A 25,729-nucleotide genomic window follows, 5' to 3' on the forward strand; every position below is an offset into this window, starting at 1 on the left:
GATGAGAGAGATCGCCCGGCGATGAACACCGTGTCGCTGCTGGCCCAGACGCCCAACCTGTGGAATCAGTTCCTCACCGCCACGGTGGCCGGGCTGGTGACCGCCGCCCTGTATGCGATCGCCGCCTCCGGGCTGGTCGTCACCTACACCACCTCGGGGGTGTTCAACTTCGCCCACGGGGCGTTCGGCATGATGGCGGCGTTCACCTACTGGCAGTTCACCGAGGCCTGGGGGCTGCCCACCTGGCTGGCCCTGCTGCTGGTGGTCGGCGTGGTCGCCCCGATTTTTGGCTCGATCATCGAGCGGGGGTTGATGCGCGGCCTGGAGGGCACCTCCGAGCTGATCAAGATGGTGGTCACGGTCAGCCTGCTGCTGGCGTTGATCGGCCTGGCGCCGATCATCTGGGACCCGACCGTCGGGCGATCGGTGCCCGAGTTCTTCGCCGATACGCCACCGGTGACGATCGCCGGCGTCGGTGTCAGCATCCACCGCATCATCATCTTCGTCGCTGCGATCCTGGTGGCGATCGGGTTGCGCCTGTTCCTATACAACACCCGAACCGGCATCGCGATGCGGGCGGTGGTCGACGACCGCTCGCTCGCCAAGCTGAACGGTGCCCGTCCAGGGCTGACGTCGATGGCATCATGGGGCCTCGGCGCCGGCCTGGCCGCGCTCGCCGGGGTGCTCGGCGCCCCGATCAGCACGCTGGAGGCGGTCACCCTCACGCTGCTGGTGTTCAACGCCTACGCCGCACCGGTGATGGGCCGCCTCAAGTCGGTGCCGCTCACCTTCCTCGGCGCCATCGTCCTGGGCCTGGCCCAGAGCTACGTCTCAAGCTTCGTCAAGGCGGGCGACTCCAACGTGATCGAGCAGGCGATGTCCAGCTTCGAGCGGACCACCGGCTGGACGCTGGCCAACCTTCAGACCGCCATGCCGGCGATCGTGCTGTTCATCGTCATGTTGTTCATCCGGCCCGATCGTCAGCGCAGCCACAGCCTGTCGACCACCCGCGACCAGTTTCGCATTCCGACGTGGCGTGTGACCGTGATCGGCGCGGTGCTCTTCCCGTTGGCCACGGTCATGTTGACCGTCATCGTGCCCGACACGTTTCAGCTCTCGCTGGCCGGCGGCTACGCCCTGGCGCTGGTCACCCTGTCGCTGGTGCCGCTCGCCGGCTATTCCGGCCAGATCTCGCTTGCCCAGATGAGCTTCGCCGGCATCGGCGCCGTCGTCATGGGCAATGTCGGCGTCAACAATCCGATCCTGGGCGTCGTCGCCGCCGTTGCGGTCACTGCGGTGGTCGGCGCTCTGGTGTCGCTGCCCGCCCTGCGGCTTTCCGGCATCTACCTGGCGCTGCTGACCGCGTCCTTTGCCCTGATGTTGTCCAAGCTCGTGCTGTCCCAGCAGAAGGTGATGCCCCAGGGCAACCTGTCGGTGCCTGCGCTGAGGGATTCGTGGAGCACCGCCACCGCTCGCATGATCGTGTCGGCGGTGGTCTTCACCCTGGTCGGCATCCTCGTCGTCGCGGTGCGCCGATCCAGCTTCGGTCGGCGCCTGATGGCGATGAAGGACTCGCCGGCCGCCTGCGCCACCCTCGGCCTCAACCTGACCAAGACCAACCTGAGTGTCTTTGCGCTGTCGGCGGGCATCGCCGGCCTGGGGGGCGCCCTGCTCTCGGGCACCGCCCGGGTCGACCAGTTCTCCTTCGAGAACAGCTTGGCGGTCACGATGCTCGCCGTCGTCGGTGGCGTCGGGTTGATCGGTGGCGCCTTCTTCGGGGGCATGTTGCTCGGTGGCTTCCAGTCGATCCTCGGGCCGATCTTCAAGGGCAACGCGGTCGGCTACTTCTCCGCCATCAGCATCTCGATCGCCAAGCTCACCACGTTTGCCCCCGGCCTGATGGGCATCAGCCTGGGCCAGAACCCCAGCGGCGCGATGAGCCGGGTCGGCGTGGGGTTTCGCGCGGTCGGCGAGCGCACCGAGGCGCTGATCCTCGGCGTGCTCGGCGTCGTCGCCATCTGGACGCTGGCGGCCGGCGGCGTCGTCTCGGGCTGGCAGTTCACCGCCGGGGTCGTCGTTTGGGCGTTTGCGGTGACGCCGCTCACCCCGCTGCTGTTCGAAGGCCCGCATCCGTCCCAGCGGGTGCCGCTGATGCTCGGCGGAGCGGTGGCGACGGTGATCGCCGTGGCCGTGCCGGTCGCATCGATCACCGAGAGCAACGGCTGGCGGGTGGTCATGATCGTCGCCTTCGCCGGTGTGGTCGGCGCCGTGCTGGCGCGCATCTACGGCCCGCTCACCGAGGAGGACACCCGCGTGGCGCCCTCGCCCGACCTGATCGGGGTGCACCAAGGGTTCAACCGCGGCGACATCATCGAGGCGGACGCCGAGATCGGGCTGATCGAGGACGAGCTGGACGCCTCCCGAGAGGCCGTTCTCGCCGGCCGCGGAGGTGCAGCATGAGCCTGCTCGAGGCCCGCAACATCTCGGTGCGCTTCGGTGGCAACCTCGCGGTGAGCGAGGTCGACCTGACCGTCGAGGCCGGCCAGATCGTCGGGCTGATCGGCCCCAACGGGGCGGGTAAAACGACAACGTTCAATGCCTTGACCGGCATGCTGACCCCAACGTCGGGTTCGGTCTCGCTCGACGGAAGAAACATGACCGGCTGGCCCACCTTTCGCCGGGCCCAGCACGGCTTGGCGCGCACTTTTCAGCGGCTGGAGGTGTTCACCTCGCTCACGGTGCGCGAGAACGTCCAGATGGCGGCCGAGCTGCGATCCAAGGACACCGCCGAACAGGTGGACACCATCCTCGAGCAGGTGGGGCTGACCGATGTCGCCGACGATTCAGCCGCCGGGATCTCCACCGGCATGGCACGCCTGTTGGAGGTGGGCCGGGCACTGGCGACACAGCCCAAGGTGTTGTTGCTCGACGAGCCCGCCTCAGGCCAGGACGAGGCCGAGACCGAGCGCTTCGGCGAGTTTCTGTTGCAGTTGGCCGCCGACGGCATGGCGATCTTGATGGTCGAGCACGACGTGCCGCTGGTGATGCGGGTGTGTGGACGGATCGTCGTGTTGGACTTCGGCCAGGTGATCGCCCGCGGCACCCCGACCGAGATTCAGTCCAACGAAGCGGTGCTCGACGCCTACCTGGGCTCGGCGATCGGGGAGGCCGGATGATGGCGACACCGGCTGGCACTCCCACCGGACCGGCGGAGCCGATCGAGTCGGTCGAGCCCATCATCGAGCTGCAGGGCATCCGCGCCGCCTATGGCTCGATCGAGGTGCTTCACGGCGTCGACCTGTCGGTTCGACCGGGCGAGGTGTATGCCCTGCTCGGGCCCAACGGGGCCGGCAAGACGACCACGCTCAACATCCTCTGCGCGCTGATGGCGCCCACCGCCGGCAAGGTGATCATCGCAGGGCGCGACGTCACCGGGTCGAAGGCGGAGGACCTGGCCCGTGCCGGGCTGGCGATGATTCCCGAAGGGACGGGCATCTTCCCCAACCTGACCGTTCGGGAGAATCTTCGGATGGCCACGTTCACCGGCAAGAAGCTGTCCGAGCTCGAAGAGGTGGCCTACGGGCGCTTCAAGCGCCTCGGTGAGCGTCGCAGCCAGGTCGCCGGCACCATGTCGGGCGGCGAACAGCAGATGCTGGCCATGGCACGCGGCCTGGCCACCGACCCGGCGGTGCTGATCCTCGACGAGCTGTCGATGGGCCTGGCGCCGCTGATCGTCGAGGAACTGTACGGCGTCGTCGCCGCCATCGCCGAAGGTGGGGTGTCGATCGTGGTCGTCGAGCAGTTCGCCCGAACGGTGCTCGGTGTCTCGGACCGGGCCGCCATCATGGTGCACGGAAAGATCCGCGCGGTCGGCGAGCCGGCCGCGATCGAGGCGGAGTTGTCAAGTGCCTACCTCGGTGGGCAGTGATCGAAACCAGGAGAGAAGACAACATGGCACAACACGATGCTCAGGGCCTCGGAAGCAGCGCCGACCAGGTCGACGCCACCGATGGGGGCGGGGGCATGGGCGGACGCTCCGAGGAGTTCACCCGGGAGATCTCCCAGCTGAAGCTCTCGGGCTCCTCGGCCGACACCGAGGCCCGGGCGTTGAAGCTGGGGATCGCCGGCCTGGCGATCCCGATCGTCATGGCGATCGTCGGCATCTTGTTGGTGATGTCGACATCGGACGCCGCCGACCAGCGGGCCTACGCCTCGCAGACGTTCTGGCTGGGCAACATCATCGTGATCGTCGGTGCGGCGCTGTTCATCCGCTACTCGTTCGGCCGCTACCTGCGGTTCTGGATGATCCGATTGATCCACGAGCAGCGTGCCCAGACCGACCGGGTCGTCGAGGCGCTCGAACGCACGTCGGCCCGCAACGACTAGGTTCTGAACAGTCTCCAACCTGCTTTACCGGCGGGCGTGGCGCGCCAACTTGTGTGCCCAGCGTTGGTTTCCTAGAGTTCGTGCACGGATTCACGAGCTGAATCCATGCGGTTTTCCGGCCCCACCGGTCCGGTCGGCGCACCCGTGCCGTCGCCTCCGTCCCGCACCCCCCCGTGCGCCGTCCGATCCAAGGTGAGTAGTCCTTCCGTGTCGTTCCTCCAGGTGACTCCCAAGGTCACGCCGTCCAGCGGCGCATCGGCACCGTCCGGCGCGCGCTGGAGCGAGCAGATGGACCGCGGCCACGGTGGATACCTTTTGGTTATCGCCCCGGCGTTGTTCGCCACGCTGGGATGGTGGCTCGACGGAATCCTCGGCTGGGCCCCGATCCTCATGATCGTCGGTGGCGTCTACGGCCTCGGCGGTGCGCTCTACAAGGTGATCAACTCGTATCGAACCGAGATGGTCGCCGCCGGCGTTGCCCGCAGTTCGGCCCGTTCCGGCGCCAGCGTCGATGTGGTTGTCGCCAAGCCCGAGGTTTCGGCGTGAGCGACAACACTTCCGGCCTGATGACCCGCCTGGAGGGCCCATCGCCCGCCATGGAGGTCGCTGTCGACCTGCTGCGTCGGGCGGTGATCTGGGCGCCGATCGCACTGTTCGGCTCCGCTGCCATCTGGGGCACGAACGGCGCGATCTCCGCAGCGGTGGCGCTGGGCCTGGTCGTCGTCAACTTCCTGCTGTCCGCCTGGATGTTGCAGGTCGGCGGCCGTATCTCGATCGCCGTCATGGCCGGTGCGGCGCTGTTCGGCTATCTCCTCCGGTTGGGCCTGATCCTCGTCGTCGTCCTGTTGGTCAAGGACCAGGGTTGGCTGGACCCGGTCGCCTTCGGCATCGTGTTGATCGTGACCCACCTCGGGCTGTTGTTCTGGGAGCTGCGTTACGTCTCCGGCTCGATGGCCTACCCGGGCATCAAACCCCGCCCCGGAAAGTCCCCGGCACAGGTCACGGTGCACGCCTTCGACCCGGCAGCCGACTCGGTCTCCGGCACCTCAGCTACACCGCCCGCCGCTACACCCGCCACCGACACACCCCCCACCGCCAGTCCCGTCGACCCCGAGCAGTCCGTCACCGCGACGTCCTGAACCTAGGAGCCACTACCCGTGTTCGCGCTTGAGTTTCCATCGATCGAAGAAATCGTCGTCTGGCCTGATTGGTTCGGCGAAGGCACCTTCTTCGCGTTCAACAAGATTGCGTTCATCTCGCTGCTCGCCGTGATCATCCCGACGGTGCTGTTCTGGCTCGCCGCCAGGAAGGGCGCCAAGAACCCGGTGCCACGCGGCGTGCAGAACGTCGTCGAGTCCTCGGTCGACTTCGTCGAGAAGCAGATCGTCCTGCCGACGATCGGCCCCGACGGCATGCGCTACCTGCCGATGCTCACGGCGATGTTCTTCTTCATCTTCATCGGCAACATCTTCGAGGTCATCCCCACCTCCCACATGCCCGCCAACGCCCGCATGGCCAACCCGCTCGTGCTGGCCATGGTGACCTGGGCGATGTTCATCGGCGTCGGCGTCAAGCACAACGGCCTGAAGTACTTCAAGGACGCACTGTTCCCCCCGGGCGTGCCCAAGGCGCTCTACCTCCTGGTGACGCCGATCGAGTTCATCTCCACCTTCCTGGTGCGGCCCTTCTCCCTGGCGGTGCGGCTCTTCGCCAACATGCTCGCCGGCCACATCCTGTTGGTCACCTTCTCGGTGCTCACCCTGTCGCTGCTGCTCGCCGAGACGATGCAGTTCGCCCTGGTGCCGCTGTCGATCGCCCCGTTCTTCGGGCTGGTCGCCTTCACCGCCTTCGAGATCATGGTGTCCTTCCTGCAGGCCTACATTTTCGCCCTGCTCGCCGGCGTGTACATCGGCGGCGCACTGCACCCGGCCCACTGATCGGTTCGGCCACGAGGGCCGCTGATCACCACCCCGGCCGGCCACCAGGCCACCGGATCCCCGTTTCGTTCCAACCACAGATGTTGTTTCCGCACAGCGGGGACACAACAAATGGGCCCCAGGCCCCACCGACAAGGAGAACACCCAGATGAGCGTTCTGTCCCACGCAGCAAACCACGCAATCGAAATCGCCCAGCAGGCGACGCCAGGCGACTTCACCGCCGATGAGGCCAAGTCCATCGCCGGCGCGTCCGGCGCCGGTGCGGCCTACGGCCTTGCCGCCATCGGCCCCGGCATCGGCATCGGCTACCTGGTCGGCCAGGCCGTCCAGGCCATCGCCCGTCAGCCCGAGGCCGCCGGCCAGGTGCAGACCACGATGTTCCTCGGCATCGCCTTCACCGAAGCCCTCGCACTGATCGGCTTCGTTGTGTTCATTCTCCTCAAGTTCGTCTGAGGACCACCCGCGTTCTGGCCCCGCCGGAACGCCTCGTCGATCACCACGTGAGGAGTACCTGAATGCTGGCAACCATCCTGTCCCTGGCCGCCGAAGGCGGCGAGGAAGCTGCGGAGACGGTCAACCCGGTCCTGCCGACCGGCCCTGAGCTTTTCTGGGGAGCGCTGTTTTTTGCGGCGCTGTGGATCCTGATGCGGTACGTGCTGCTGCCACCCGTGCGCGCCGTGATGCGCCAGCGCGACGAGCAGCGCCTGGCCGACGAGGAGGGAACGGAGCGGGCCAAGGTGGAGGCCGAGAAGGTGCGCCGTGACTACGACGCCACCCTGGCCGAGGCCCGGACGCAGGCGTCGGCCACCGTCGACGAGGCCCGTGCACGGGGCGAGGCCCGCCGGGCCGAGCTGACCGCCGCCGCCGAATCCGACGCCGCCGAGATCCGTTCGGCTGCGCTGGCCGAGCTGAATGCCGAGCGGGCCGAGGCCCTGTCCGGCGCCCGTACCCAGGTGGCCGAGCTCGCCGGTACGGCAGCGTCCAAGGTGCTCGGACGCACCGTCGATCCGGCGGTCGCCCAGCGCATCGCCGAGACCTACCTCGCACCTTCTGAGAACTGAGGATTGGAATGACCCAACTCGCATTGCTGCTCGCCTCCGAAGGCAACGGCTACTGGCTTCCCCACGACATCGGAGAGGTGTTCGGCGGTTCGGCCGCGTTCTTCATCGTCGTCGGCATCATCTGGTGGAAGGCCGGCCCTGCGATCAAGGGGGCAATGGCCAAGCGCACCGACGGGATCCAACAGGATCTCGACCAGGCTGCGGAGACCCGTCAGGGCGCCGAGGCCGAACGGGACCAGATCAAGTCGGCACTCGCCGACCGCGAGCGTGAGGTGGCCCGTATCCACGCCGACGCCGAAGCGACCGCCGCCAAGGTGGAGGCCGACCTGATCGCCAAGGGCGAGTCCGAGGCCAAGGCGATCCGTCACCGCGGTGGCGGCGACGTCGAGATCGCCCGCCGTCAGGCCCGCGCCGACATCCAGGCCGAGCTGGCCCGCCTGTCGCTCGGTGCCGCCGAGGCCGTCGTCGGCGAGTCGCTTGACGACGCCGCTCAGGCCGACTTGATCGACCAGTACATCGCCCAATTGGGCGCCAGGTCCTAGGAGCACCACGTGAGCGACACCCGCACCGAGAACTACGCAGAAGCCCTGTTGGGCCTGGCCCGAGCCGAGGGAGCCGAGGCCGTCGTGGCCGACGAGCTCTACCGGGTGGCCCGCGAGATCGACAACAACGTCGAGCTCAGCACCACCCTCTCCGATCTCGCCCTGCCCGCCGACCGCCGCACCAAGGTGGTCACCGACGTGCTGGGCGGCAAGGTGGCACCGGCCACGCTGGCCGCCCTGGCCGCCGTCGTCGCCGCCGGGCGTGCCGACGAGCTGGGCGCCATCGCTCAGCAGCTGGCCGAGCGCACCGCCGGCGACGCCGGACAGGCGTTGACGACCATCCGCACCGCGGTGGCCCTCAACCCCGACCAGCAGCAGCGCCTGGCCGCCGCTCTCGAGGCGGCCGCCGGCCGCCCGATCGCCCCGAAGTTCCTCGTCGACCCCGACGTGGTCGGCGGTGTTCACGCCGAGATCGGTGATCAGGTCATCGACGGTACCGTCAGGTCCCGCTTGGCTCAGCTGCGCGAGCTGTTCTAAGGCACTGCCCCTGCGCCTCCCGGCGCACACCCGTCCGCCCCCGCCCACCCGCCAAGCCCGCCGCCCGCTAGAGCGCCAGCACAAGCACCGCAGCACCAGGAGACTCAGAAGTGACCCAGCTCTTTGATCCAGCCGAGATCACCAACGCCATTCGCAGCAACCTCGAAGGCTTCACGCCCGACCTCACCGAGAGCCAGGTCGGCCGGGTGACCGAGGTGGGCGATGGCATCGCCCGCATCGCCGGTCTGCCCAACTGCCCGGTCAACGCGTTGCTCGAGTTCGAGAGCGGCGTGCGGGGCCTGGCGCTCAACCTGGATGAGGATTCGATCGGTGCGGTGATCCTCGGCGGGGCCGACGAGGTCGCCGAGGGCGACGCCGTTCGGGCTTCGGGTGAGATCCTGTCGGTGCCGGTCGGCGACGGCATGCTCGGCCGCGTGGTGAACGCCCTGGGCGACCCGATCGACGGCAAGGGCCCGCTGACCAACGTCGTGCAGCGCCGCATGGAGATTCAGGCGCCGGGCATCACCGGCCGCCAGCCGGTGGGGGAGCCCCTCCAGACCGGCATCAAGTCGATTGACTCGTTGATCCCGATCGGCCGTGGCCAGCGCGAGCTGATCATCGGCGACCGCAAGACCGGCAAGACCACGGTTGCGGTCGACACGATCCTCAACCAGGCCGGCCTCGGCGTGAACTGCATCTACGTGGCGATCGGCCAGAAGGCCTCCACCGTCGCCCAGACCGTCGCCCGGCTCGAAGAGGCCGGCGCCATGGAGTACACGGTGGTCGTCGTGGCACCCGCCTCCGATCAGGCGCCGTTCAAGTACCTGGCCCCCTACGCCGGTTGTGCGATGGGCCAGCACTGGATGGACAACTCCGGCCACGCCCTGGCGATCTACGACGACCTGTCCAAGCAGGCCGAGGCCTACCGCCAGATGGCTTTGCTGCTGCGCCGCCCGCCGGGCCGCGAGGCCTACCCCGGCGACGTGTTCTACCTGCACAGCCGCCTGCTCGAGCGGGCGGCCAAGCTGTCCGACGAGCGCGGTGCGGGCAGCCTGACCGCCCTGCCGGTCATCGAGACCAAGGCCGGCGACGTGTCCGCCTACATCCCGACCAACGTGATCTCGATCACCGACGGACAGATCTTCCTGCAGGAGGACCTGTTCCGCTCGGGCGTGCGGCCCGCCATCGACGTGGGCATCTCGGTCAGCCGGGTGGGTTCCGCCGCCCAGATCAAGGCGATGAAGACCGCTGTCGGCACGCTCAAGTCCGACCTGCAGCAGTTCCGTGAGCTCGAGAGCTTCGCCGCTTTCGGCTCGGACCTCGACGCCGTGTCCAAGGCCCAGCTCGAGCGGGGCTACCGCCTCACCGAGCTGCTCAAGCAGGGCGTCGGCCAGCCGATGCCGGTCGAGGAGCAGGTGGTGGTGCTCTACGCCGGCACCCGCGGCCACCTCGACAACATTCCGGTCGAGTCGGTCGGCCGCTTCGCCGACGAGCTGCTCGAATACTTCCGTGCCCGCCATGGCCACATCCTCGATGGGGTCCGCAGCGACGGCAAGATCCCCGACGAGGATGCGCTCGAGGCCGCCATCGCCCGCTTTGCTAGCGAGTTCGATCCCGGTGCCGAGGGCGTCCACGAGCCCGACGCCGGGGAAAGTGGCGACCAGCACTCACGGGTGGTCGATTCCGACGTCACCCTGCCCGAAGAGGACGTCGATCGCGACGAGGCGACGTTCCAGCCTTCCAAGCGGGACGGCTGATCCATGGCAGGCGCACAGGAACGAGTGCTGCGACGCCGCATCGGCAGCGTCGGCAACACCAAAAAGATCACCAGGGCTATGGAGCTGATCTCGGCCACCCGGGTGACAAAGGCGCAGCAGCGGGCCCGCGAGGCCCGTCCCTATGCGACCGAGATCACCAAGGTGATTCAGGACCTGTCCGCGCAGGGCACCTCGGTCGACCATCCGCTGCTTCGCCAAAACGAGGACCCCAAGGTGGTCGGGGTGGTCGTGCTGGCCTCCGATCGAGGACTGGCGGGCGCCTACAACGCCTCGGTCATCCGCGCTGCGGAACGGGAGGTGCAGGCGGCCCGCTCCGAAGGCCGTGAGTACCGGCTGGTGTGCATTGGCAAGAAGTCCGGCTCGTACTTCCGCTTCCGCGGCTACACGATCGATGCCGAGTTCGAGGGCATCTCCGACACCCCGGTCTACAGCAACGCCCGCGAGGTGGCGGGCAAGGTGGCGGCGATGTTCCTCTCAGAGGGCGTCGAGCGCATCATGTTGGCCTACACCGAGTTCGTCAGCCTCGGCACCCAGAAGCCGCGGGTGCGTCGCTTCCTACCGCTGCAACCCAGCGAGGCGATCGCCGCGGTCGGCGACGCCCAAGCCCGAGCAGGCTTTGAGTTCGAGCCGGATGCCGCCGGGGTGCTCGAAGCGCTCTTGCCCCGCTACGTCGAGAGCCGCCTGTTCTCGGCGCTGTTGGACGCCGCCGCCTCCGAGCACGCCAGCCGTCAGCGGGCGATGAAGTCGGCCACCGACAACGCCGAAGACATGATCCTGCGCCTGACCCGCAAGATGAACCAGGTGCGCCAGGACGCGATCACCACCGAGATCTCCGAGATCATCTCCGGTGCTGAGGCACTCAACGACGACCAGGACGATGAAGGCGACACCGCCCATCACCTGGCCGCCCAGCACCTGTCTTTTGAGCACGTTGCCCACGAGCACTTCAACCACCAGACGCACCGCTAGTGCAGCGCCGACCGGCGACCCTGCGCACCCACCCAACACACCCTTCTCCCACGAACACCCAGGAGCCACGATGACCGCAACCGAGCCCCTCGCAACCGACAGCCCAGCCGACGACACCTCTGCAGGCGATCACCCGTCGGGCAGGATCGTCGCCATCGCCGGCCCCGTGGTCGACGTCGAGTTCCCCTCCGGGGCGATCCCCGAGATCAACACCGCCCTCGAGTTCGATCTCACCATCGGCGGTGACACCGAGGTGGTGACCGTCGTCGCCGAGGTGGCCCAGCAGATCGGCGAGGGCCGCGTGCGTGCGGTCGCCATGAAGCCGACCGACGGCCTGACCCGCGGCACCGAGGTGCGCAACACCGGTGGCCCGATCACCGTGCCCGTCGGCGACGCCGTCCTCGGCCACGTGTTCAACGTCATCGGTCAACCGCTCGACGTCGACTCGATCGAGGCGACCGACCGCTGGCCGATCCACCGCCAGCCGCCGGCCTTCGACACCCTTGAGCCGAAGGCCCAGATGTTCGAGACCGGTATCAAGGTGCTCGACCTCCTTACGCCTTACCTTCAAGGTGGCAAGATCGGTTTGTTCGGCGGTGCCGGCGTGGGCAAGACCGTGCTGATCACCGAGATGATCAACCGCGTGGCCTCCAACCACGGCGGCGTGTCCGTGTTCGCCGGGGTGGGCGAACGCACCCGTGAGGGCACCGACCTGCTGATCGAGATGGGCGAGACCATGCTGGGCGGTACCGACCAGTCGGTGCTGACCAAGGCCGCACTGTGCTTCGGTCAGATGGACGAGCCGCCGGGCGTGCGCCTGCGGGTTGCGCTGTCGGCGCTGACGATGGCCGAGTACTTCCGTGACGTTCAGGGCCAGGACGTGCTGCTGTTCGTCGACAACATCTTCCGCTTCACCCAGGCGGGCATGGAGGTGTCCACTCTGCTGGGCCGCATGCCGTCCGCCGTGGGCTACCAGCCCACCCTGGCCGACGAGATGGGCGCCCTCCAGGAGCGCATCACCTCGACCGGCGGCAAGTCGATCACCTCGCTCCAGGCCGTGTACGTGCCTGCGGACGACTACACCGACCCGGCGCCGTTCACCTCGTTCACTCACTTCGACGGCACGACCGAGCTGAACCGCGACATCGCCGCCAAGGGCATCTACCCGGCGGTCGACCCGCTGGCGTCCACCTCGACCATCCTCGACCCGCAGGTCGTCGGCGATCGCCACTACAACGTGGCCCGTCAGGTGCAGGAGTCGCTGCAGCGCTACAACGAGCTGCAGGACATCATCGCCATCCTCGGCCTCGACGAGCTGTCCGAAGAGGACCGGGTGACGGTCGACCGGGCCCGCAAGATCGAGAAGTTCCTTTCCCAGCCGATGTTCGTCGCCGAGGTGTTCACCGGCCTGCCCGGTATCTTCACGCCGGTCGAGGAAACGATCGAGAGCTTCGAGATGCTGGTCAACGGCGACCTCGATCACCTGCCCGAGCAGGCGTTTCTCAACGTCGGTGGCGCCGAGGATGCCATGAAGAAGGCCGACGACCTGAAGAAGAACGGCTGATCATGGCGATGCAGGTCGAGCTGGTTTCGCCGGAGGCGATCGTGTGGTCGGGCGAGGCCAACATGGTGATCGCCCGCACCCTCGAGGGTGACGCCGCCTTCATGGAGGGCCACATCCCGATGATTGGGGCGTTGGCCACCGGCGTCGTTCGGGTGATCGCTGACGGCGAGCCCGAGCGCCAGATCGCCGTTCACTCCGGCTTCGTCGAAGTGACCCCGACCGACGGTGGTGCCACCAAGGTGGCGGTGCTGTCCGACATGGCCGAGCTGGCGGAGGACGTCGACCTGGCCCGGGCTCGGGGCGCCAAGGAACGCGCCGAGGAAGCCCTGCGGGCCGACGCCGACGACGAGGTGGCCTCGGCCGCCCTGCGTCGCGCCGAGGTGCGCATCTTGGTCGCCGAGGCCGCTACCAAGCGCTAACTGCCAACCGGAAACACGAACTCTGCCGCTATCGCGCGCTCTACGACGTTCTAGCGACAGAGTTCGGTCGGTCAGCCGTCGGCCGTGCGGTGTGGGCACCCCGCGAGCCCGTCACTACGGTGGGTTACATGGCCATCGAACTGATCACGACCGACGGAATCTTCGCGCTCGATGGGGGTGAGTGGGAGGTGACCAACAACATCTGGTTGGTCGGCGACGACCACGAGGTGTTGGTGTTCGACGCTGCCCACGATCACCAGGCGATCGTCGATGCAGCGAACGGCCGCAAGGTACGGGGCATCGTGTTGACCCACGGCCACAACGACCACATCAACGCCGCAGTGCCGCTGCGCGACGCCGTCGATGCCCCGATCTGGCTCCACGATGCCGACTCGATGCTGTGGGACGTCGTCTGGCCCGACGACTCGCCCGACCGTCAGCTGGCCGAAGGCGGATCGTTCCAGGTGGCCGGCCACGAGCTGGGCGTGATGCACACGCCCGGGCACTCGCCTGGATGTTGCTGCTTCTACGACGCCGGCAGCGAGGTGGTGTTCACCGGGGACACGCTGTTCTGCGGTGGGCCCGGGGCGACCGGCCGCAGCTACTCCGATGAGCCGACGATCGTGGCGTCGATCCGAGACCGGCTGTTGGCGCTGCCCGACGACACCGTCGTGCACACCGGCCACGGCGAGTCGACCACGATCGGCGCCGAGCGAGCGGGCATCGAGGCCAAGGCTGCCGAGCTGGGGGTCTAGGCGAACTCGGCGTCTGAGCGCGTTGCGCTCCAGCTGCCGCTGATGAACGCTCGGTCAGGCGGGTAGGCGAGATGGCGGACCTCGACCGCGTCGACCGAGGGGCCGGTACGGCGAGCGAACAACTCAGTACGATGGGACGCCAGTCACCGTGAGCGTCAGTTCGCCGCCCGCACGGCGCCAGTCCGAGGAGTTCCATGGCTACTACGCCCGCCACGCCCGAACGGGCGGACAGCGAACCGATGGACTTTGCCGAGTTTGGTTACGAATTTGCTCGCCTGGTGCTCGTGCCCGAGGTGATCGGCCCGCGGTTGGAGGCGTTGCTGCCCAAGGCGATCAAGGTGACCGAGCAGATCGCGGTCGTCAGGGCGTCGGTGCGGGGCTCCGCCACCGTCGGGTCGATCGAGGCGGTCGAGCAGGGCGCCGACGAGATGTCGACCGTTCGCCGCCACCGGGCCATGGTCGAGCTCAACCTCTCGCTTCGCTTGAACTTGGCGGTCAAGAAGGAGAGCTACACCGTCACCGGCCGATTTCCGCTGATGTTGACCAGCCGAGTGGAGCGCCCACTGGCGCTGGTCGTGGAGGTTGAGACCCCCGATCCGGCCGACATCGAGGTGGAGACCGACGGCGGGGGCAAGCTCAACCTGGCCGAGCGCGTCGGCAACCTGGACGACAGGATTCGAGGGCACGTGATCGCGATCATCGAGGACATGGTGGCGAAAACGGAGATGCACCGCCGTTTCGATGTGGTCGAGCTGGTGCACACAGCGCTGGCGGCGATGGGCGAACCCAACCTGGGCGAAGACGGCACCTATTCGCTGCAGGTCGATGCTGACCTCAACCACGACCGGCCGGTGATCGACGAGATGCCGGTTGGTGGCGCAGCGGTGGGCTGAGCCGTCGCCGATCAGGCCGAACGGTTGGCGCCGGGCGTCACTCGATGGTCAGGTGATCGTGACCCCGGTGAGGTCCTCTTCCGGCTCCGGGTAGGTGAGGTTCAGTCCCTCGAGGGTGTCGACCAAAACCTTCGACACCAGGTAGTCGCGAAACCACTTGTGGTTGGCCGGGATCACCCACCATGGGACCGGGTCCGAGGTTTGGGACAACATCTCCGAGAAGGCGGCCTGGTAGTCGTCCCAGCGCTCGCGCTCGGTCAGGTCGGCCGGGTTGAACTTCCACCATTTCGTCGTGTCGTCGATGCGATCCTGGAGCCGTTGGCGCTGTTCATCGGCGGTGATGTGCAGGAAGAACTTGATGACGGTGGTGCCCTCGTCGGTCAGCATCCGCTCGAACTCCCGCAGGTGCTGATAGCGGCGGCGCCACCGGGCCTCGGGCACCAGGTCGTGTACCCGCACGACGAGCACGTCCTCGTAGTGCGAACGGTTGAACACGGCGATCATCCCGTCGCCGGGGGCGTGGGGGTGGACGCGCCACAGGTAGTCGTGGGCCAGTTCGTCCTCCGAAGGCTTCGTGAACCCGGTCACCCTCACCCCGGCCGGGTTGAGCGGGCCGAAGACACGCCGGATCGTCGAGTCCTTGCCGCCGGTGTCGGTCGCCTGGATGACGACGAGCACGCGGTGTTCCTTCTGGGCGAACAGCCGGTGCTGGAGTTCGACGAGCCGTTCGGACAGCTCGGCGGTGGCGTCCTTGGTGTCGTCCTTGGACAGCCCGCCGTCGTCGTCGCCGTCCCACTGGGACAGCTCGACGGGCTGAGAGGGGTCGTAGCGGTACGGAGCGATGTCGATGACGGTTCCCCTTGGTCGTGGATGGTGACGATCACCGCCGTGCGCGTACCCGGATGCGCAGGTTCCTAGACGTGCATGCGGTCGGCTCGGTGATGGGTCTCGACGAGGCGCACGGTACCGGAGGTCGAGCGCATCACCAGCGACTGCGTCTTGGCGCCGGCCGGCGAGAAGCTCACCCCGTCGAGCAGCTCGCCGTCGCTGATGCCGGTAGCGGCGAAGAAGCAGTTGTCGCCCCGCACCATGTCGTCCTGGGTGAGCACCTGGTCGAGGTCGTAACCGGCCTCCAGCGCTGCGGTGCGCTCAGCGTCGTTGCGGGGCCACAGGCGACCCTGCTGGGAGCCCCGCATGCACTTCATGGCGGCGGCGGAGATGACGCCCTCGGGCGTGCCGCCGATGCCGAAGAGGATGTCGACCGAGGAGGTGGGCCAGGCGGTGGCGATGGCACCGGCCACGTCGCCGTCGGAGATCGAGTGGATGCGGGCGCCGGTCGTGCGAATCTCGGCCACCAGGTCGTCGTGGCGGGGCCGGTCGAGCACGACGACCGTCAGGTCGCGGGGCTTGGCGCCCTTGGCCTCGGCGACCCGGTTGATGTTCTCGGTCGCCGACTGGGTGATGTCGATCACGTCGGCGGCCTCCGGCCCGACGGCGATCTTCTCCATGTACACGCACGGGCCCGGATCGAACATCGAGCCCCGGTCGGACACGGCGATTACCGAGAGGGCATTGGGGCGTCCCAGGGCGGTCAGCGTGGTGCCGTCGATCGGGTCGACGGCAATATCTGCCCCGGCGCCATGGCCGCTGCCGACCTCCTCGCCGTTGAACAGCATGGGCGCTTCGTCCTTCTCGCCCTCGCCGATCACGACGACGCCCTGCATCTGAACGGTCGACAACATGATGCGCATGGCGTCGACCGCCGCACCGTCGGCGGCGTTCTTGTCGCCGCGCCCCAGCCAGCGGGCGCTGGCGAGCGCAGCAGCCTCGGTGACACGCACCAGCTCCATTGCGAGGTTTCGATCGGGGGCCTGTGCGTCGCTCATGGTCGGCCAATCTAGTGGCGAGGACGGCCGGGTGCTGAAGCCCGGCGCCGGTGCGGCACGGAGAGCCCGCGACTGGAAGACTCGTCCCCGTGCTTCGTCGACGTCAAGGCTCCCGAGATTCCAACGACCTTCCCGCCGAGGCCGACGATGCCTCTGGCGGGGCGGACGATCCGGCTGATGAGGCCGACGGCGTCGCCGGCGAGAGCGGTGACCGGGGCGATGACCACATCGACATGCTGCCGCGTCCGCCGGTGGAGCAGCTGAGCGACGCCCGGCTCCTCTTCGACTGCAGCGCATGGAGTCGGGACGACAGGGCCGCTCTGGACGCCGCCCTGGGTGGGTCCTCGATCGATCGGGTGTGGCAGGGGCCCGAGCTCGTGGTGGGGCTGCTCGACGAGCACCTGGTCGAGGAGGCCTTCGACGACCTCGGCGTCGGCCAGGCCCATCTGGCGGCCGACACCGATCAGATCGTCTACGAGGTGGGCGAGTGGCCGAGGGTGCTGCGGGACTCGCTGGCCGAATCATTGCTGGTCGCCGGCATCGCCGCCGGATGGGACGACCTGGCCGACCTGCACATCGCCGTCGGTGACGAGGCGGCGGTCGACGCCATCCTCGAAGCGATGCCCGACCCGGACGAGGTGTTCGAGGAGGCGGAGGGAACCGAGGTGCAGGACCTGTTGACCCAGCTCTACGCCGCGGTGGACCGCCTCAAGGACAACCCCAAGATCCCCGGTGCGCGCCTCGACGTGGTCGAGGCAGCCGATCGTATGGACCGCTTGGCCGTGCCCTTCGGGTTCGATGCCACACAGTGGCGTGACCTGGTCGAGCGGGCGGGCGACCTGCGCGACGAGATCGACCGCACGACGTCGGCGACGATCGAGGACGAATCCCCAGATGGCGACGGCGATGGCGACACCATGACCATCGAGGGGAAGGTTGGCGCTGTGTCCGGCGACGGTGAAGCGGATGTCGACGATGCGGACGCGGCGGATGCGGAGGTGGACGAAGCGGCCCAACTCAAGGCGGCGCTGGAGTCCTTTGCCGCCCGATCGGCGCAGCTGCGCGACCGGCTCGTTCGTCTGGTGTAGCGGCCGCGCCCGAATCCTCGGGAGAGCGAGGCCGCGTTAGCTTGACCCGGTGCTGTTAGCCGAGCAGGAGATCTTCATCTCCCGCCCATATGCCCCCACCCGTCGCGTGGCGCTCGGTGCGTCGCACCTTCCGTCCAACCCCTCGCCGGGTTCGGGCGGGCTGCTGCTCGCCGGCGTGGTCGCCCACTTCTCCGACCGCATCAACCCCGACCTGATCGACGATCAGCTTCACCTGATCACCGAATTGGAGGCTGGCCACCGGGTCACCCAGCCTCGGTTGCGCCACCGCTTCCAGACCGACCGGATCGGCCTGCAGCGCTGTCACCACCGGTTGTCGGTCGTCGATGATCGGCTGTTGTTCGAGATCGACGACCACACCGGCACTGCCGAGCAGCACGTGCTGTGCGCGCTGTATGCGGCGGCGCAGCTGCCGCTGGCGGACCGACGGGGGGTGTTTGCCGCCATCCGGGTTGGCTTGCGTTGGCCGGGCGACGTCGATGCAGGCTTCGCTGCGCTGGTCACCGGGCGCCGCAACGGCACGCAGCTGGAGGCCCTCGCCGATCCGGAGAGCTGGGCCCGTCACGTGCTCGGTTTCGATCCCGAGGCCGATGTCACCCGCCGCTCGGTGCAGCTGTCGTTCCGGCAGCTCGTCACCGCAGCCCACCCCGATCATGGCGGAGCAACCGTCGGCGCGGCGGGACGTATCAGCGACCTGTCCGAAGCCCGTCGCGTGCTGCTGGCAACCACCGGCTGACCGCATGGCGGTTGACGGCAGGGCGTTGGACGGCAGGGCGTTGGACGGCAGGTCGGTTGACGGCATGGTGTTGTTCCCCGGCGCCGGGTCCGGTGCCGACCACGCCAGCCTGTTCACCATCGAAGCAGCGGTCGACCCGCTGCCGGTCAGCCGGGTCGACTTCGCCTACCGTCTGGAGGGCCGACGCTTCCCCGACCGCGCCCCCAAGCTGATCCCCGAGGTGGCCACGGCGGTCGAGCGGGCGGCGGCGCAGTGGGGGAGCGACCCGTCCCGCTTGGTGATCGGGGGTCGGTCGATGGGTGGGCGCATGGCGTCGATGGCGCTCGCCGAGGGTGCGATCGACGCCGCCGGCCTGGTGCTGGTCTCCTATCCGCTCCATCCCCCCAAGCGCCCCGATCGGCTGCGGATCGATCACCTGGGCGGCGTGGCGGTGCCCACGCTGTTCGTCTCGGGCGACCGCGACGCGTTCGGAACCCCCGACGAACTCGAGGCTGCGCATGCCTTGGTCACCGGCCCGGTGACCGCCGAGTGGATCACCGGAGGACGTCACGAGCTGAGCCGGGTGGCCGACAACGCCGACGTCGCCGCCCGTGTCGCCGCGTGGCTCGAGCGCTGACCATCCCGCCCAGTCCTGAACTGGGGAGTGCAGCGGTCGGTCTGGCGGTCGGCTGGGCTCCCGAGTTGCGGGGTGGTGCCGAACTGGGGAGTGCAGCGGTCGGTCTGGCGGTCGTGTGGGCTCCCGAGTTGCGGGGTGGTGCCGAGTTGTGAGTTGGCTGGGTGAGAGCAGCGGGGTGGTGCCGAACCGTGTCAGGCGATGATCTCGACCGGTACGCCGAGGGGCAGGCGCTCCACCAACTGCTCGATGTCGTCGTTGCGCATGCGGATGCACCCGGCTGAGACGTCGCGGCCGACCGAGTCGGGCTGATCGGTGCCGTGCAGCCCGACCACCCCGTCGCCCCCGGCGAAGTCGGTCAGCGTGTTGGAGAAGCCGGATAGCCCGTAGGCATAGGTGCCGTAGGGCCCGCCACGATTGGTCGGCTTGAGTAGCTCCTTGGTGTAGAACGTGCCGCCCGGGGTGGGCGTGCGGTCCTCCCCGACCCCGACCGGGAACGTATCGGTGCGAACGCCGGCGGTGTACAGCTCCACCTCGTGATCGGAGAGCTTCACCCGCAGTTGGTAATCGTGGTAGCTCAGCGAGACATCGCCGGCCCGGATGAAGCCGTGGCTACCGTTGGGTCGCACCGGCAGCCACACCTCATACCAGCCGCCGTCCTCGGTGTCGGCCACATCGAGTTGGCGCACAAGGAACACGGCCGGGAGGCCCTCGGCAGGGCGGTTGGGCACCGCCGCCAGCGGCTGGCCGCCGGGCGACTCGAACACGTCGATCGCAGCCAGCGAGTCCCCGCCGGTGGCGACGTAGCTGCGCCAGCTGGGAAGGCCGGATGCGGCGGCGCCCGCCGAGACGCTCTCGACCCGGTCGTTGGTGCCCGCCGGCCCTGCGGCGTCCCGCCCGGAATCGTCACCGGCGCAAGCGGCCACGACGAACGCCAGCACCACGAGGGCCGTCAACCCGACCGGGCGGATGCCGACCAAGCGGATGCCGACCGAGCGACGGTCGACTGCACGCAGGCCGCTGGCGTGGAGGCCCGAACGCCAGCCCATCACCCGGTGCGACCGTCGCCGTCGCCTGGCTCCTCAGGCGCCGGTGCATACACCGGCAGCTGCGGGCGTTCGCGCAGGCTGCGCTTGAGCTCGGCAAAGCCCGGGAACCCGGCCAGGTACAACACGGCATCCCACAGCGGACCGGCCTCGTCGTCGTCGGGCACCCGGCTGATGACCGGGCCGAAGAAGGCGGGCCCATCCGGTGGCCGGTAGCGGATGATCGGGGTGCCGACGTCCCGACCCGTGGCGGCCAGCGCCTGTTCGGTATCCGCCTCGACGAGTGCGTCCCAGCGGTCGTCGGAGAGCGCATCGGCGTAGTCGGGCGACAGGCCGCACGCGGTGAGCAGGGCCCTCACCCGGTCGGGCTCGGCCGCGGGCGGGATCGTCCTGTTGTCCGTCGGCGGCGGACACTCGAACAGCGGCGCGCTCATCGCCTTGTACAACGGCCGCATCGGGGCCGGCCCCTCGGCGTCGCGCACGGCGGCGGCCACCCGCAGCAGGCGCAATCCCGCGCCATGACCCTCGATGTACTCGGGGGGAAACTCCGTCTCGTAGTCGACGTCGGCATTGAGGATCCGCAGGGAAATGAAGCGCCAATCGACGTTGAGGCCCCGCTGCTCGATCACCTGGTCCATCCACAGCGACGTCAGCCAGGCAAAGGGGCACATCGGGTCCCAGTGAAAGGCCAGGTCAAAGGTCTCGCTCATAGGGCCAAGCTAACCCGGGCGCTTCGGCGATGGTCGGGGGCTGCGGTCGTCGCGGTTGAGCTCCTCGAGCGACACGCCGGCGGTCTCGGGCAGCAGCATCACGACGATGACCGCTGCGACGAGCGGCCCGATCGCCAGCAACGCGAACGCCGGCCCGTACCCCCAGGCGTCGGCGAGCTGGCCGGCGACCAGCAACCCGACCAACCCGCCGGCCAACGCCGCTGCGGACAGAAGGCCGTTGGCGAACCCCCGCCGGGCGGTCGGGAACATCTCCGGCCCGTACACGCCGATCGTCGCCACCGAGAGCCCGCCGACCACCGCCGAGGCCAGCGAGGCGAACCACATCGGCGCACCCGAGACCATGAACATCACCGCTGTGCCCGCAAAGCCGACCATGCCGATCGCTGCCACGGGTTTCCGGCCCCAGGAGTCGCCCCAGCGGCCGCCGAGCACCACCCCGAGCCCTGCCGGCGTGTTGGTGGCGACAATGAACAGGGTGACCCACAAGGCCGAGTACCCCCGGTCCGTCCTGAGGTAGTCGGCCTGCAGCTGGCTGGCGGGCGCAGCGAACACGTTGATCGCCAGCCCGAGCGCCACCAGGATCCACAGGCGTCGCATGGAGAAGCGCTCGGCCGTCACGCTGTCGGGCCGGTCGTGGGTGCGCTCGAAACGCTTCGACTCCGGGAGGTGGCGGGCAACGGCGACGACAAGGGGCACGAGCAGCACCGCGCCACCGCACACCAGCCGCCAACCCCAGAGGCCCAGGTCGGCCAACGGCAACAACAACAGCACCACGCCGGCGCCGAGGGCAAAGGACATCGACTGCAGCCCGACCGAGTAGGCCCGAACCCGGCTGGGAACCTCCTCAGCGACGAGCACGTTGGCAAGGAGCACTGCGGCGCCGGACAGGTTGCGGGTCAGCACCTGGGCTCCGGTGAAGGCCCCGAGGCCCGGGCTGAAGGCGGTGAGCACGCAGGCGCCTGCCGCCACCCACAACGAGGCGAGCGCCAGGCGCCGTCGGCCCTGGCGGTCGGCCAGCGCCAACACGATCAGGGTGAGGACCACCCCGCTGCGGATGACGGCAAGGGCGGCGGACTGCGGGCCGGCCGTTGCGACTCCGAAATCGTCGGCGGCGAAGGTGAGCACCCGGGTGACCACCGTCGAGAGGAACCCGGCGCACATGCCGATCAGGCAGGCCGAGGTGAGCGCGGCGATCGACTCGGTGTCCATGCGCGCCGGTGGGCTCCACCAGGGCACCTTTCCGTGGCGCAGCGGCCCCTTGCGCAAGCTCGACGCGATCAGGAGGGCGAAGGCCGGGCCGAAGACCGGGATTGCCGGGGTGAAGTCCACCCGTTCGGTGAGCTCGACCCGGTCGTCATCGTGTGTGGGCCGGATCGTGACGCTGCGGTTCCAGTGCTCCCAGGCGCCCTCGGCGTCGCGGAGCGTTCCGTCCGGGGCCACCTCCTCGAGCACCATCAGATCGTCGCGCGGCGCCGCCCACGCCTCGGCGTCTTCGGCTGACATCGTTCGGGTCGTCGTGAGGCTTTTCACATGGCTGCGCTGTCGTCGGGGACCGGGGCGGGGGAGCGAGCTGAGCACGGCCGAGGGCGGCGGTTCGCCGCGGTAGGTTGGCACGAGTTGGCGGTCGGCGTCGATCGCTGCCCGAGGCTCCTGTCGATGTTCTCGGCGGGGCAGGCGAACCTCCTGGAGTGCGATGAGACAAGCGGTCGAAGCGACGATCGGAGTGCTTCGACCGGCAATCCAGGCCGACGGTGGCGACCTGCGGCTGGTGTCGGTCGACGAAACCACCGGTGTCGTCCAGTTGGAGCTGAGCGGAACCTGCGCAGGATGCTCGGGCCAGCCTGACGCCCGCTCCGGGGGCATCGAGCGGATCCTCGCCGATCGGGTGCCGGAGGTTCGCGCGGTCGAGTTGGTGGGCGGGTGTGGGGTGCCGGCCGAGGACTGCGGCACCGCCGTCACCCTGTGAGGCGCACGCCCGACCGACCCCCGGTCTTGACCTGCCTGGACGGTCTGAGCAGCCTGGGAGACCCGGGCCCCCTCATCTCCTTCGCCCCGACCAACCCAGAGCCCCAGGACCGCTGATCATGGCCCCACTGCCGACCAACCCCGACGAACTGCTGCAGCGGGCCGGCGACGGCGACCGCCGGGCGCTCGCCCGAGCCCTGTCGATCGTCGAGCGGGGTGGGCCCAGCGGTGCGGCGCTCATCCGGGCCACCTGGGTCCAGGGCAGAGGCGACGGGGCACCGGAGCAGGCCTTCACCGTGGGCATCACCGGCGCGCCCGGCGCGGGCAAGTCGACGCTGAGCGCCTCGCTGTGCGGCGAGCTGCTCCGGCGCGACCGGTCGGTGGCGGTGCTCGCCATCGATCCGTCCAGTCCGTTCTCCGGTGGCGCCATCCTGGGGGATCGGGTGCGGATGGGCGACGTCGCCGGCGACGACGACGTGTACATCCGGTCGATGGCGACCCGGGGCAACCTCGGTGGGCTCGCCGGGGCAACCAACGATGCCGTCGCCGTCCTGGGGGCGACCGGGCGTGATTGGGTCGTCGTCGAGACCGTTGGGGTCGGTCAGGTGGAGACCGACATCGTCGACGCCGCCGACACGACCGTCGTCGTGGTCAACCCGGGGTGGGGCGATGCCATCCAGGCCAACAAGGCGGGGCTGATGGAGATCGCCGACGTGTTCGTCGTCAACAAGTCCGACCGCGATGGCGCCCGCCAAACGGTGACCGATCTGGAGTCGATGCTGAACATCTCCGGCATGATGTCCCGGCCGGACGAGCACGACGGCCCTGGAGCCGAACCACAGCCGATCTGGCGGGCGCCCGTCGTATCCACCGTCGGCACGACCGGTGAGGGGGTGGCCGAGTTGGTCGACGCGATCGACGCCCACGCCGCCCACCAGCGGGCGACCGGAGAGCTGGCCCGGCGCCGGGCGGCGAACCGCTCCCAACGCCTGCGTGAGGTGGCCGCCGGTCGGGTGGGAGCGGCCCTCGACCGCCTGCTCCGCACCGAGTGGGGGGCCTCGCTGCGCACCGAGGTCGAAGGTGCCTATACCGACCCGTGGAGTGCGGCGGACCGACTGCTCGAACGGCTGCCTGCCGAACTGGAGCGGCCAGACTGACCGAACACTCGCTCACCGAGGGCGGGGGAGAGGGGGAAGGGCGGAAGTGAGGAATCTCACCGGTTGCAATTTGTCGCTGTCGCCGGGTGCAACAGGTGTCACACTGACGTTGGAATCGAAGGCTGGTCGACCAGGGCCGAGCGCGAAGAGGGGACCGAACGGCATGAGCGATGCGGCGCGACGTTCGAGGCCAACCGGGCGGTGGCGGATGCTGAGCAGCCTGGGTGCGATGGGCCTGGGCGCCCTCGTCGTCGTGTTCGGCCTGGTCGTCGGCGCTGCGGCCGCGCCGTGCAACCCGACCGCCACGTTGGAGTATGTGGCGATGGGCGACTCCTACAGCAGCGGCGTTGGCCTCCCCGACGCCACCGGCGAGTGCAACCGTTCAACCGGCTACAACTACCCGAACCGCATCCAGCAGGATCAGGGTTTCGGCAGCTTCACCGACGTCAGCTGTTCCGGGGCCAAGACCGAGCACTTCTCCACCGCCAAGAATGACTCCAGCCCGCCGCAGTTTGATGCGTTGTCGGACACCACCGACGTGGTCACCTTCACCATTGGCGGCAACGACCTGGGGTTCACCAGCATCCTCGCCATCTGTGCACTGATGGATGACTGCCGCGACGCCTACGGCGGCCCGGGCATGCCCAAGCTGACGGCCAAAATCGCCGGGTCGGTCGGCGACAGCATCCAGCAGGCGATGGAGGATTCGGCCGCCCATGCCCCGAACGCCGACATCTTCGTACTCGGCTACCCCGACCTGCTTCCTGCCACCCCGACCGGATCGACGTGGGAGCAGAGTTGCGAGCCGACCTCGTTGTTCATCTCCGACGCCGAGCGGAATGATCTGCGGCAGGTGCAGGCGGCGCTCAATGCCGAGATCGAGTTGCGGGTCGACGCGGCCGGCGCCCGAGTGCACTACGTGGATACCTACACGCCCAGCATCGGCCACGACGCGTGCTCAAGCGACCCGTGGGTGTCCGTCTACACCCTGTACCACCTCACCGACACCGCCATGATCGCCATGGGTGGGCTGGTCTCCGAGGCGATCGATGCCGAGCTGACCGAGCGGTGCGAAGCGGCTGTGGCCACCACCTCGACCACGACGACGGCGCCGCCGAGTACGACCCTGCCGCCAGGCACCGCGCCGCCCGGCACAGCCGACACCGGTCCCGAGGTGCCGAAGGCGACAACGACGCCCAGCCTCCCCGGCCCGGGCTCGGCGCCGGTGCAGACACCGCCCCCGTCGCTGGTGCCACAGAAGACGTCCACCCGGCCAACGGTGACCGGAGCGGTCGTTGTACGGCCGACCGCCACGCCGACTCCTCCTCCTGTTCCCATCGTGGTTGCCGAGCCGGTCGCGGCGGCCAACACCCAGGGCGCAGTCGGTCAGTCGTACCCGGGCGGCGCGTCGGGCGGCTTGGATCAGTCGACGCCTGGCCAGTCCGGCCGGTCGGGGCTGGCGAGCACCGGTGCAGAACCTCGTGGATTTCTGATCGTTGGAGCGGTGCTGTTCGGCGTCGGCGCGGGGCTGGTTGTGCTCAATCGGCGTCGACTCGCCCGATTCGGTGGGCGTGGTGACCGACGGTAGAGAGTGACCGGGTGGCCGCCCGAGCCCACCGGGGGAGTAGCTTTCCGGGGTCCCCGAGT

28 protein-coding genes are annotated in these 25,729 nt (G+C 68.8%); 23 read left to right on the plus strand and 5 right to left on the minus strand.

The genetic code is table 11. From position 1 onward, the window contains the following. The first annotated feature begins 21 nt into the window (after positions 1–21). The 17 genes from PKD89_RS06525 (at position 22) to PKD89_RS06605 (ending at position 14,842) form a co-directional block, all read left to right on the plus strand. Positions 22–2,460, plus strand: a complete 2,439-nt coding sequence (locus PKD89_RS06525; protein WP_289011997.1) for an ABC transporter permease subunit — start codon at positions 22–24, stop codon at positions 2,458–2,460. Further along, complete coding sequence (locus tag PKD89_RS06530) at positions 2,457–3,176, plus strand: ABC transporter ATP-binding protein (RefSeq protein ID WP_289011996.1); 720 nt, start codon at positions 2,457–2,459, stop codon at positions 3,174–3,176. Before PKD89_RS06525 ends, PKD89_RS06530 begins: the two co-directional genes overlap by 4 nt. Next, the gene (locus PKD89_RS06535; RefSeq protein ID WP_289011995.1) at positions 3,176–3,928 is read left to right on the plus strand and encodes an ABC transporter ATP-binding protein; all 753 of its coding nucleotides are present in this window, start codon (positions 3,176–3,178) and stop codon (positions 3,926–3,928) included. The genes PKD89_RS06530 and PKD89_RS06535 overlap by 1 nt, the downstream gene beginning before the upstream one ends. Positions 3,929–3,951: 23 nt before the next feature. Continuing rightward, entirely contained in the window at positions 3,952–4,386 is a 435-nt protein-coding gene (locus tag PKD89_RS06540; protein ID WP_289011994.1) for a hypothetical protein, read from the plus strand. Between the two features lie 192 nt (positions 4,387–4,578). Further along, positions 4,579–4,932 (plus strand): AtpZ/AtpI family protein, encoded by a 354-nt coding sequence (locus PKD89_RS06545; RefSeq protein ID WP_287379651.1) that lies wholly within the window; start codon positions 4,579–4,581, stop codon positions 4,930–4,932. Then, a complete protein-coding gene (locus PKD89_RS06550; RefSeq protein WP_289011993.1) occupies positions 4,929–5,525 on the plus strand; it encodes an ATP synthase subunit I in 597 nt (198 codons plus the stop codon). The genes PKD89_RS06545 and PKD89_RS06550 overlap by 4 nt, the downstream gene beginning before the upstream one ends. 18 nt (positions 5,526–5,543) lie before the next feature. Continuing rightward, the gene (gene atpB, locus PKD89_RS06555) at positions 5,544–6,323 is read left to right on the plus strand and encodes a F0F1 ATP synthase subunit A (protein WP_287391620.1); all 780 of its coding nucleotides are present in this window, start codon (positions 5,544–5,546) and stop codon (positions 6,321–6,323) included. 181 nt (positions 6,324–6,504) lie between these two features. After that, a complete protein-coding gene (atpE, locus tag PKD89_RS06560; RefSeq protein ID WP_425591233.1) occupies positions 6,505–6,777 on the plus strand; it encodes an ATP synthase F0 subunit C in 273 nt (90 codons plus the stop codon). 62 nt (positions 6,778–6,839) lie between these two features. Next, positions 6,840–7,385 carry a F0F1 ATP synthase subunit B gene (atpF, locus tag PKD89_RS06565; protein WP_287379647.1) on the plus strand — a complete coding sequence of 182 codons (546 nt, stop codon included), beginning with the start codon at positions 6,840–6,842 and terminating at the stop codon, positions 7,383–7,385. Positions 7,386–7,393: 8 nt separating this feature from the next. Beyond that, positions 7,394–7,927: a hypothetical protein gene (locus tag PKD89_RS06570; protein WP_287391622.1), complete on the plus strand. Its 534-nt coding sequence runs from the start codon at positions 7,394–7,396 to the stop codon at positions 7,925–7,927. A gap of 9 nt (positions 7,928–7,936) precedes the next feature. Continuing rightward, positions 7,937–8,464 carry an ATP synthase F1 subunit delta gene (gene atpH, locus PKD89_RS06575; RefSeq protein ID WP_287379645.1) on the plus strand — a complete coding sequence of 176 codons (528 nt, stop codon included), beginning with the start codon at positions 7,937–7,939 and terminating at the stop codon, positions 8,462–8,464. Between the two features lie 110 nt (positions 8,465–8,574). Continuing rightward, a complete protein-coding gene (gene atpA / locus PKD89_RS06580; protein ID WP_289011992.1) occupies positions 8,575–10,221 on the plus strand; it encodes a F0F1 ATP synthase subunit alpha in 1,647 nt (548 codons plus the stop codon). Between the two features lie 3 nt (positions 10,222–10,224). Next, positions 10,225–11,211 carry a F0F1 ATP synthase subunit gamma gene (locus PKD89_RS06585; protein WP_289011991.1) on the plus strand — a complete coding sequence of 329 codons (987 nt, stop codon included), beginning with the start codon at positions 10,225–10,227 and terminating at the stop codon, positions 11,209–11,211. 70 nt (positions 11,212–11,281) lie between these two features. Then, on the plus strand, positions 11,282–12,775 hold the full coding sequence (gene atpD, locus PKD89_RS06590) for a F0F1 ATP synthase subunit beta (protein WP_289011990.1): 1,494 nt from the start codon (positions 11,282–11,284) through the stop codon (positions 12,773–12,775). Between the two features lie 2 nt (positions 12,776–12,777). Continuing rightward, complete coding sequence (gene atpC / locus PKD89_RS06595; RefSeq protein WP_289011989.1) at positions 12,778–13,194, plus strand: ATP synthase F1 subunit epsilon; 417 nt, start codon at positions 12,778–12,780, stop codon at positions 13,192–13,194. A gap of 128 nt (positions 13,195–13,322) precedes the next feature. Continuing rightward, a complete protein-coding gene (locus tag PKD89_RS06600; protein WP_289011988.1) occupies positions 13,323–13,949 on the plus strand; it encodes an MBL fold metallo-hydrolase in 627 nt (208 codons plus the stop codon). Between the two features lie 194 nt (positions 13,950–14,143). Continuing rightward, positions 14,144–14,842, plus strand: coding sequence for a hypothetical protein (locus PKD89_RS06605; protein WP_289011987.1), 699 nt, complete (start codon positions 14,144–14,146; stop codon positions 14,840–14,842). Positions 14,843–14,890: 48 nt separating this feature from the next. Here PKD89_RS06605 and PKD89_RS06610 read toward each other — a convergent pair whose 3' ends face one another. Both PKD89_RS06610 and glpX read right to left on the minus strand, forming a co-directional pair. Continuing rightward, the gene (locus tag PKD89_RS06610; RefSeq protein ID WP_324332339.1) at positions 14,891–15,691 is read right to left on the minus strand and encodes a PPK2 family polyphosphate kinase; all 801 of its coding nucleotides are present in this window, start codon (positions 15,689–15,691) and stop codon (positions 14,891–14,893) included. A 65-nt stretch (positions 15,692–15,756) separates the two neighbouring features. Beyond that, entirely contained in the window at positions 15,757–16,728 is a 972-nt protein-coding gene (gene glpX, locus PKD89_RS06615; protein WP_289011986.1) for a class II fructose-bisphosphatase, read from the minus strand. Positions 16,729–16,817: 89 nt separating this feature from the next. Here glpX and PKD89_RS06620 point away from each other — a divergent pair, with 89 nt between their 5' ends. From PKD89_RS06620 to PKD89_RS06630, 3 genes are read left to right on the plus strand one after another with little or no spacing between them, the layout of a single operon-like run. After that, complete coding sequence (locus PKD89_RS06620; RefSeq protein ID WP_289011985.1) at positions 16,818–17,816, plus strand: hypothetical protein; 999 nt, start codon at positions 16,818–16,820, stop codon at positions 17,814–17,816. A gap of 49 nt (positions 17,817–17,865) precedes the next feature. Continuing rightward, complete coding sequence (locus PKD89_RS06625) at positions 17,866–18,570, plus strand: hypothetical protein (RefSeq protein ID WP_287379636.1); 705 nt, start codon at positions 17,866–17,868, stop codon at positions 18,568–18,570. Positions 18,571–18,574: 4 nt separating this feature from the next. Continuing rightward, positions 18,575–19,186, plus strand: a complete 612-nt coding sequence (locus PKD89_RS06630) for an alpha/beta family hydrolase (protein WP_289011983.1) — start codon at positions 18,575–18,577, stop codon at positions 19,184–19,186. A gap of 191 nt (positions 19,187–19,377) precedes the next feature. On the opposite strand, the gene PKD89_RS06635 is transcribed toward PKD89_RS06630, so the two are convergent. The 3 genes from PKD89_RS06635 to PKD89_RS06645 are packed head-to-tail and all read right to left on the minus strand — an operon-like array spanning position 19,378 to position 22,463. Continuing rightward, a complete protein-coding gene (locus tag PKD89_RS06635; RefSeq protein WP_289011982.1) occupies positions 19,378–20,232 on the minus strand; it encodes a L,D-transpeptidase in 855 nt (284 codons plus the stop codon). After that, positions 20,232–20,939 carry a hypothetical protein gene (locus PKD89_RS06640; protein WP_289011981.1) on the minus strand — a complete coding sequence of 236 codons (708 nt, stop codon included), beginning with the start codon at positions 20,937–20,939 and terminating at the stop codon, positions 20,232–20,234. The genes PKD89_RS06635 and PKD89_RS06640 overlap by 1 nt, the downstream gene beginning before the upstream one ends. 9 nt (positions 20,940–20,948) lie before the next feature. Continuing rightward, positions 20,949–22,463, minus strand: coding sequence for an MFS transporter (locus PKD89_RS06645; RefSeq protein ID WP_289011980.1), 1,515 nt, complete (start codon positions 22,461–22,463; stop codon positions 20,949–20,951). A gap of 190 nt (positions 22,464–22,653) precedes the next feature. Here PKD89_RS06645 and PKD89_RS06650 point away from each other — a divergent pair, with 190 nt between their 5' ends. The 3 genes from PKD89_RS06650 (at position 22,654) to PKD89_RS06660 (ending at position 25,670) form a co-directional block, all read left to right on the plus strand. Next, positions 22,654–22,926, plus strand: coding sequence for a NifU family protein (locus PKD89_RS06650; RefSeq protein WP_287379632.1), 273 nt, complete (start codon positions 22,654–22,656; stop codon positions 22,924–22,926). Positions 22,927–23,044: 118 nt separating this feature from the next. Next, complete coding sequence (gene meaB, locus PKD89_RS06655; protein ID WP_287391640.1) at positions 23,045–24,082, plus strand: methylmalonyl Co-A mutase-associated GTPase MeaB; 1,038 nt, start codon at positions 23,045–23,047, stop codon at positions 24,080–24,082. A gap of 208 nt (positions 24,083–24,290) precedes the next feature. After that, the gene (locus PKD89_RS06660) at positions 24,291–25,670 is read left to right on the plus strand and encodes an SGNH/GDSL hydrolase family protein (protein ID WP_289011979.1); all 1,380 of its coding nucleotides are present in this window, start codon (positions 24,291–24,293) and stop codon (positions 25,668–25,670) included. Positions 25,671–25,729 lie beyond the last annotated feature (59 nt).

The sequence above is a fragment of the Candidatus Neomicrothrix sp. genome, from assembly GCF_035329545.1.
In the GTDB taxonomy this organism is placed as follows: Bacteria; Actinomycetota; Acidimicrobiia; order Acidimicrobiales; family Microtrichaceae; genus Microthrix; species Microthrix subdominans.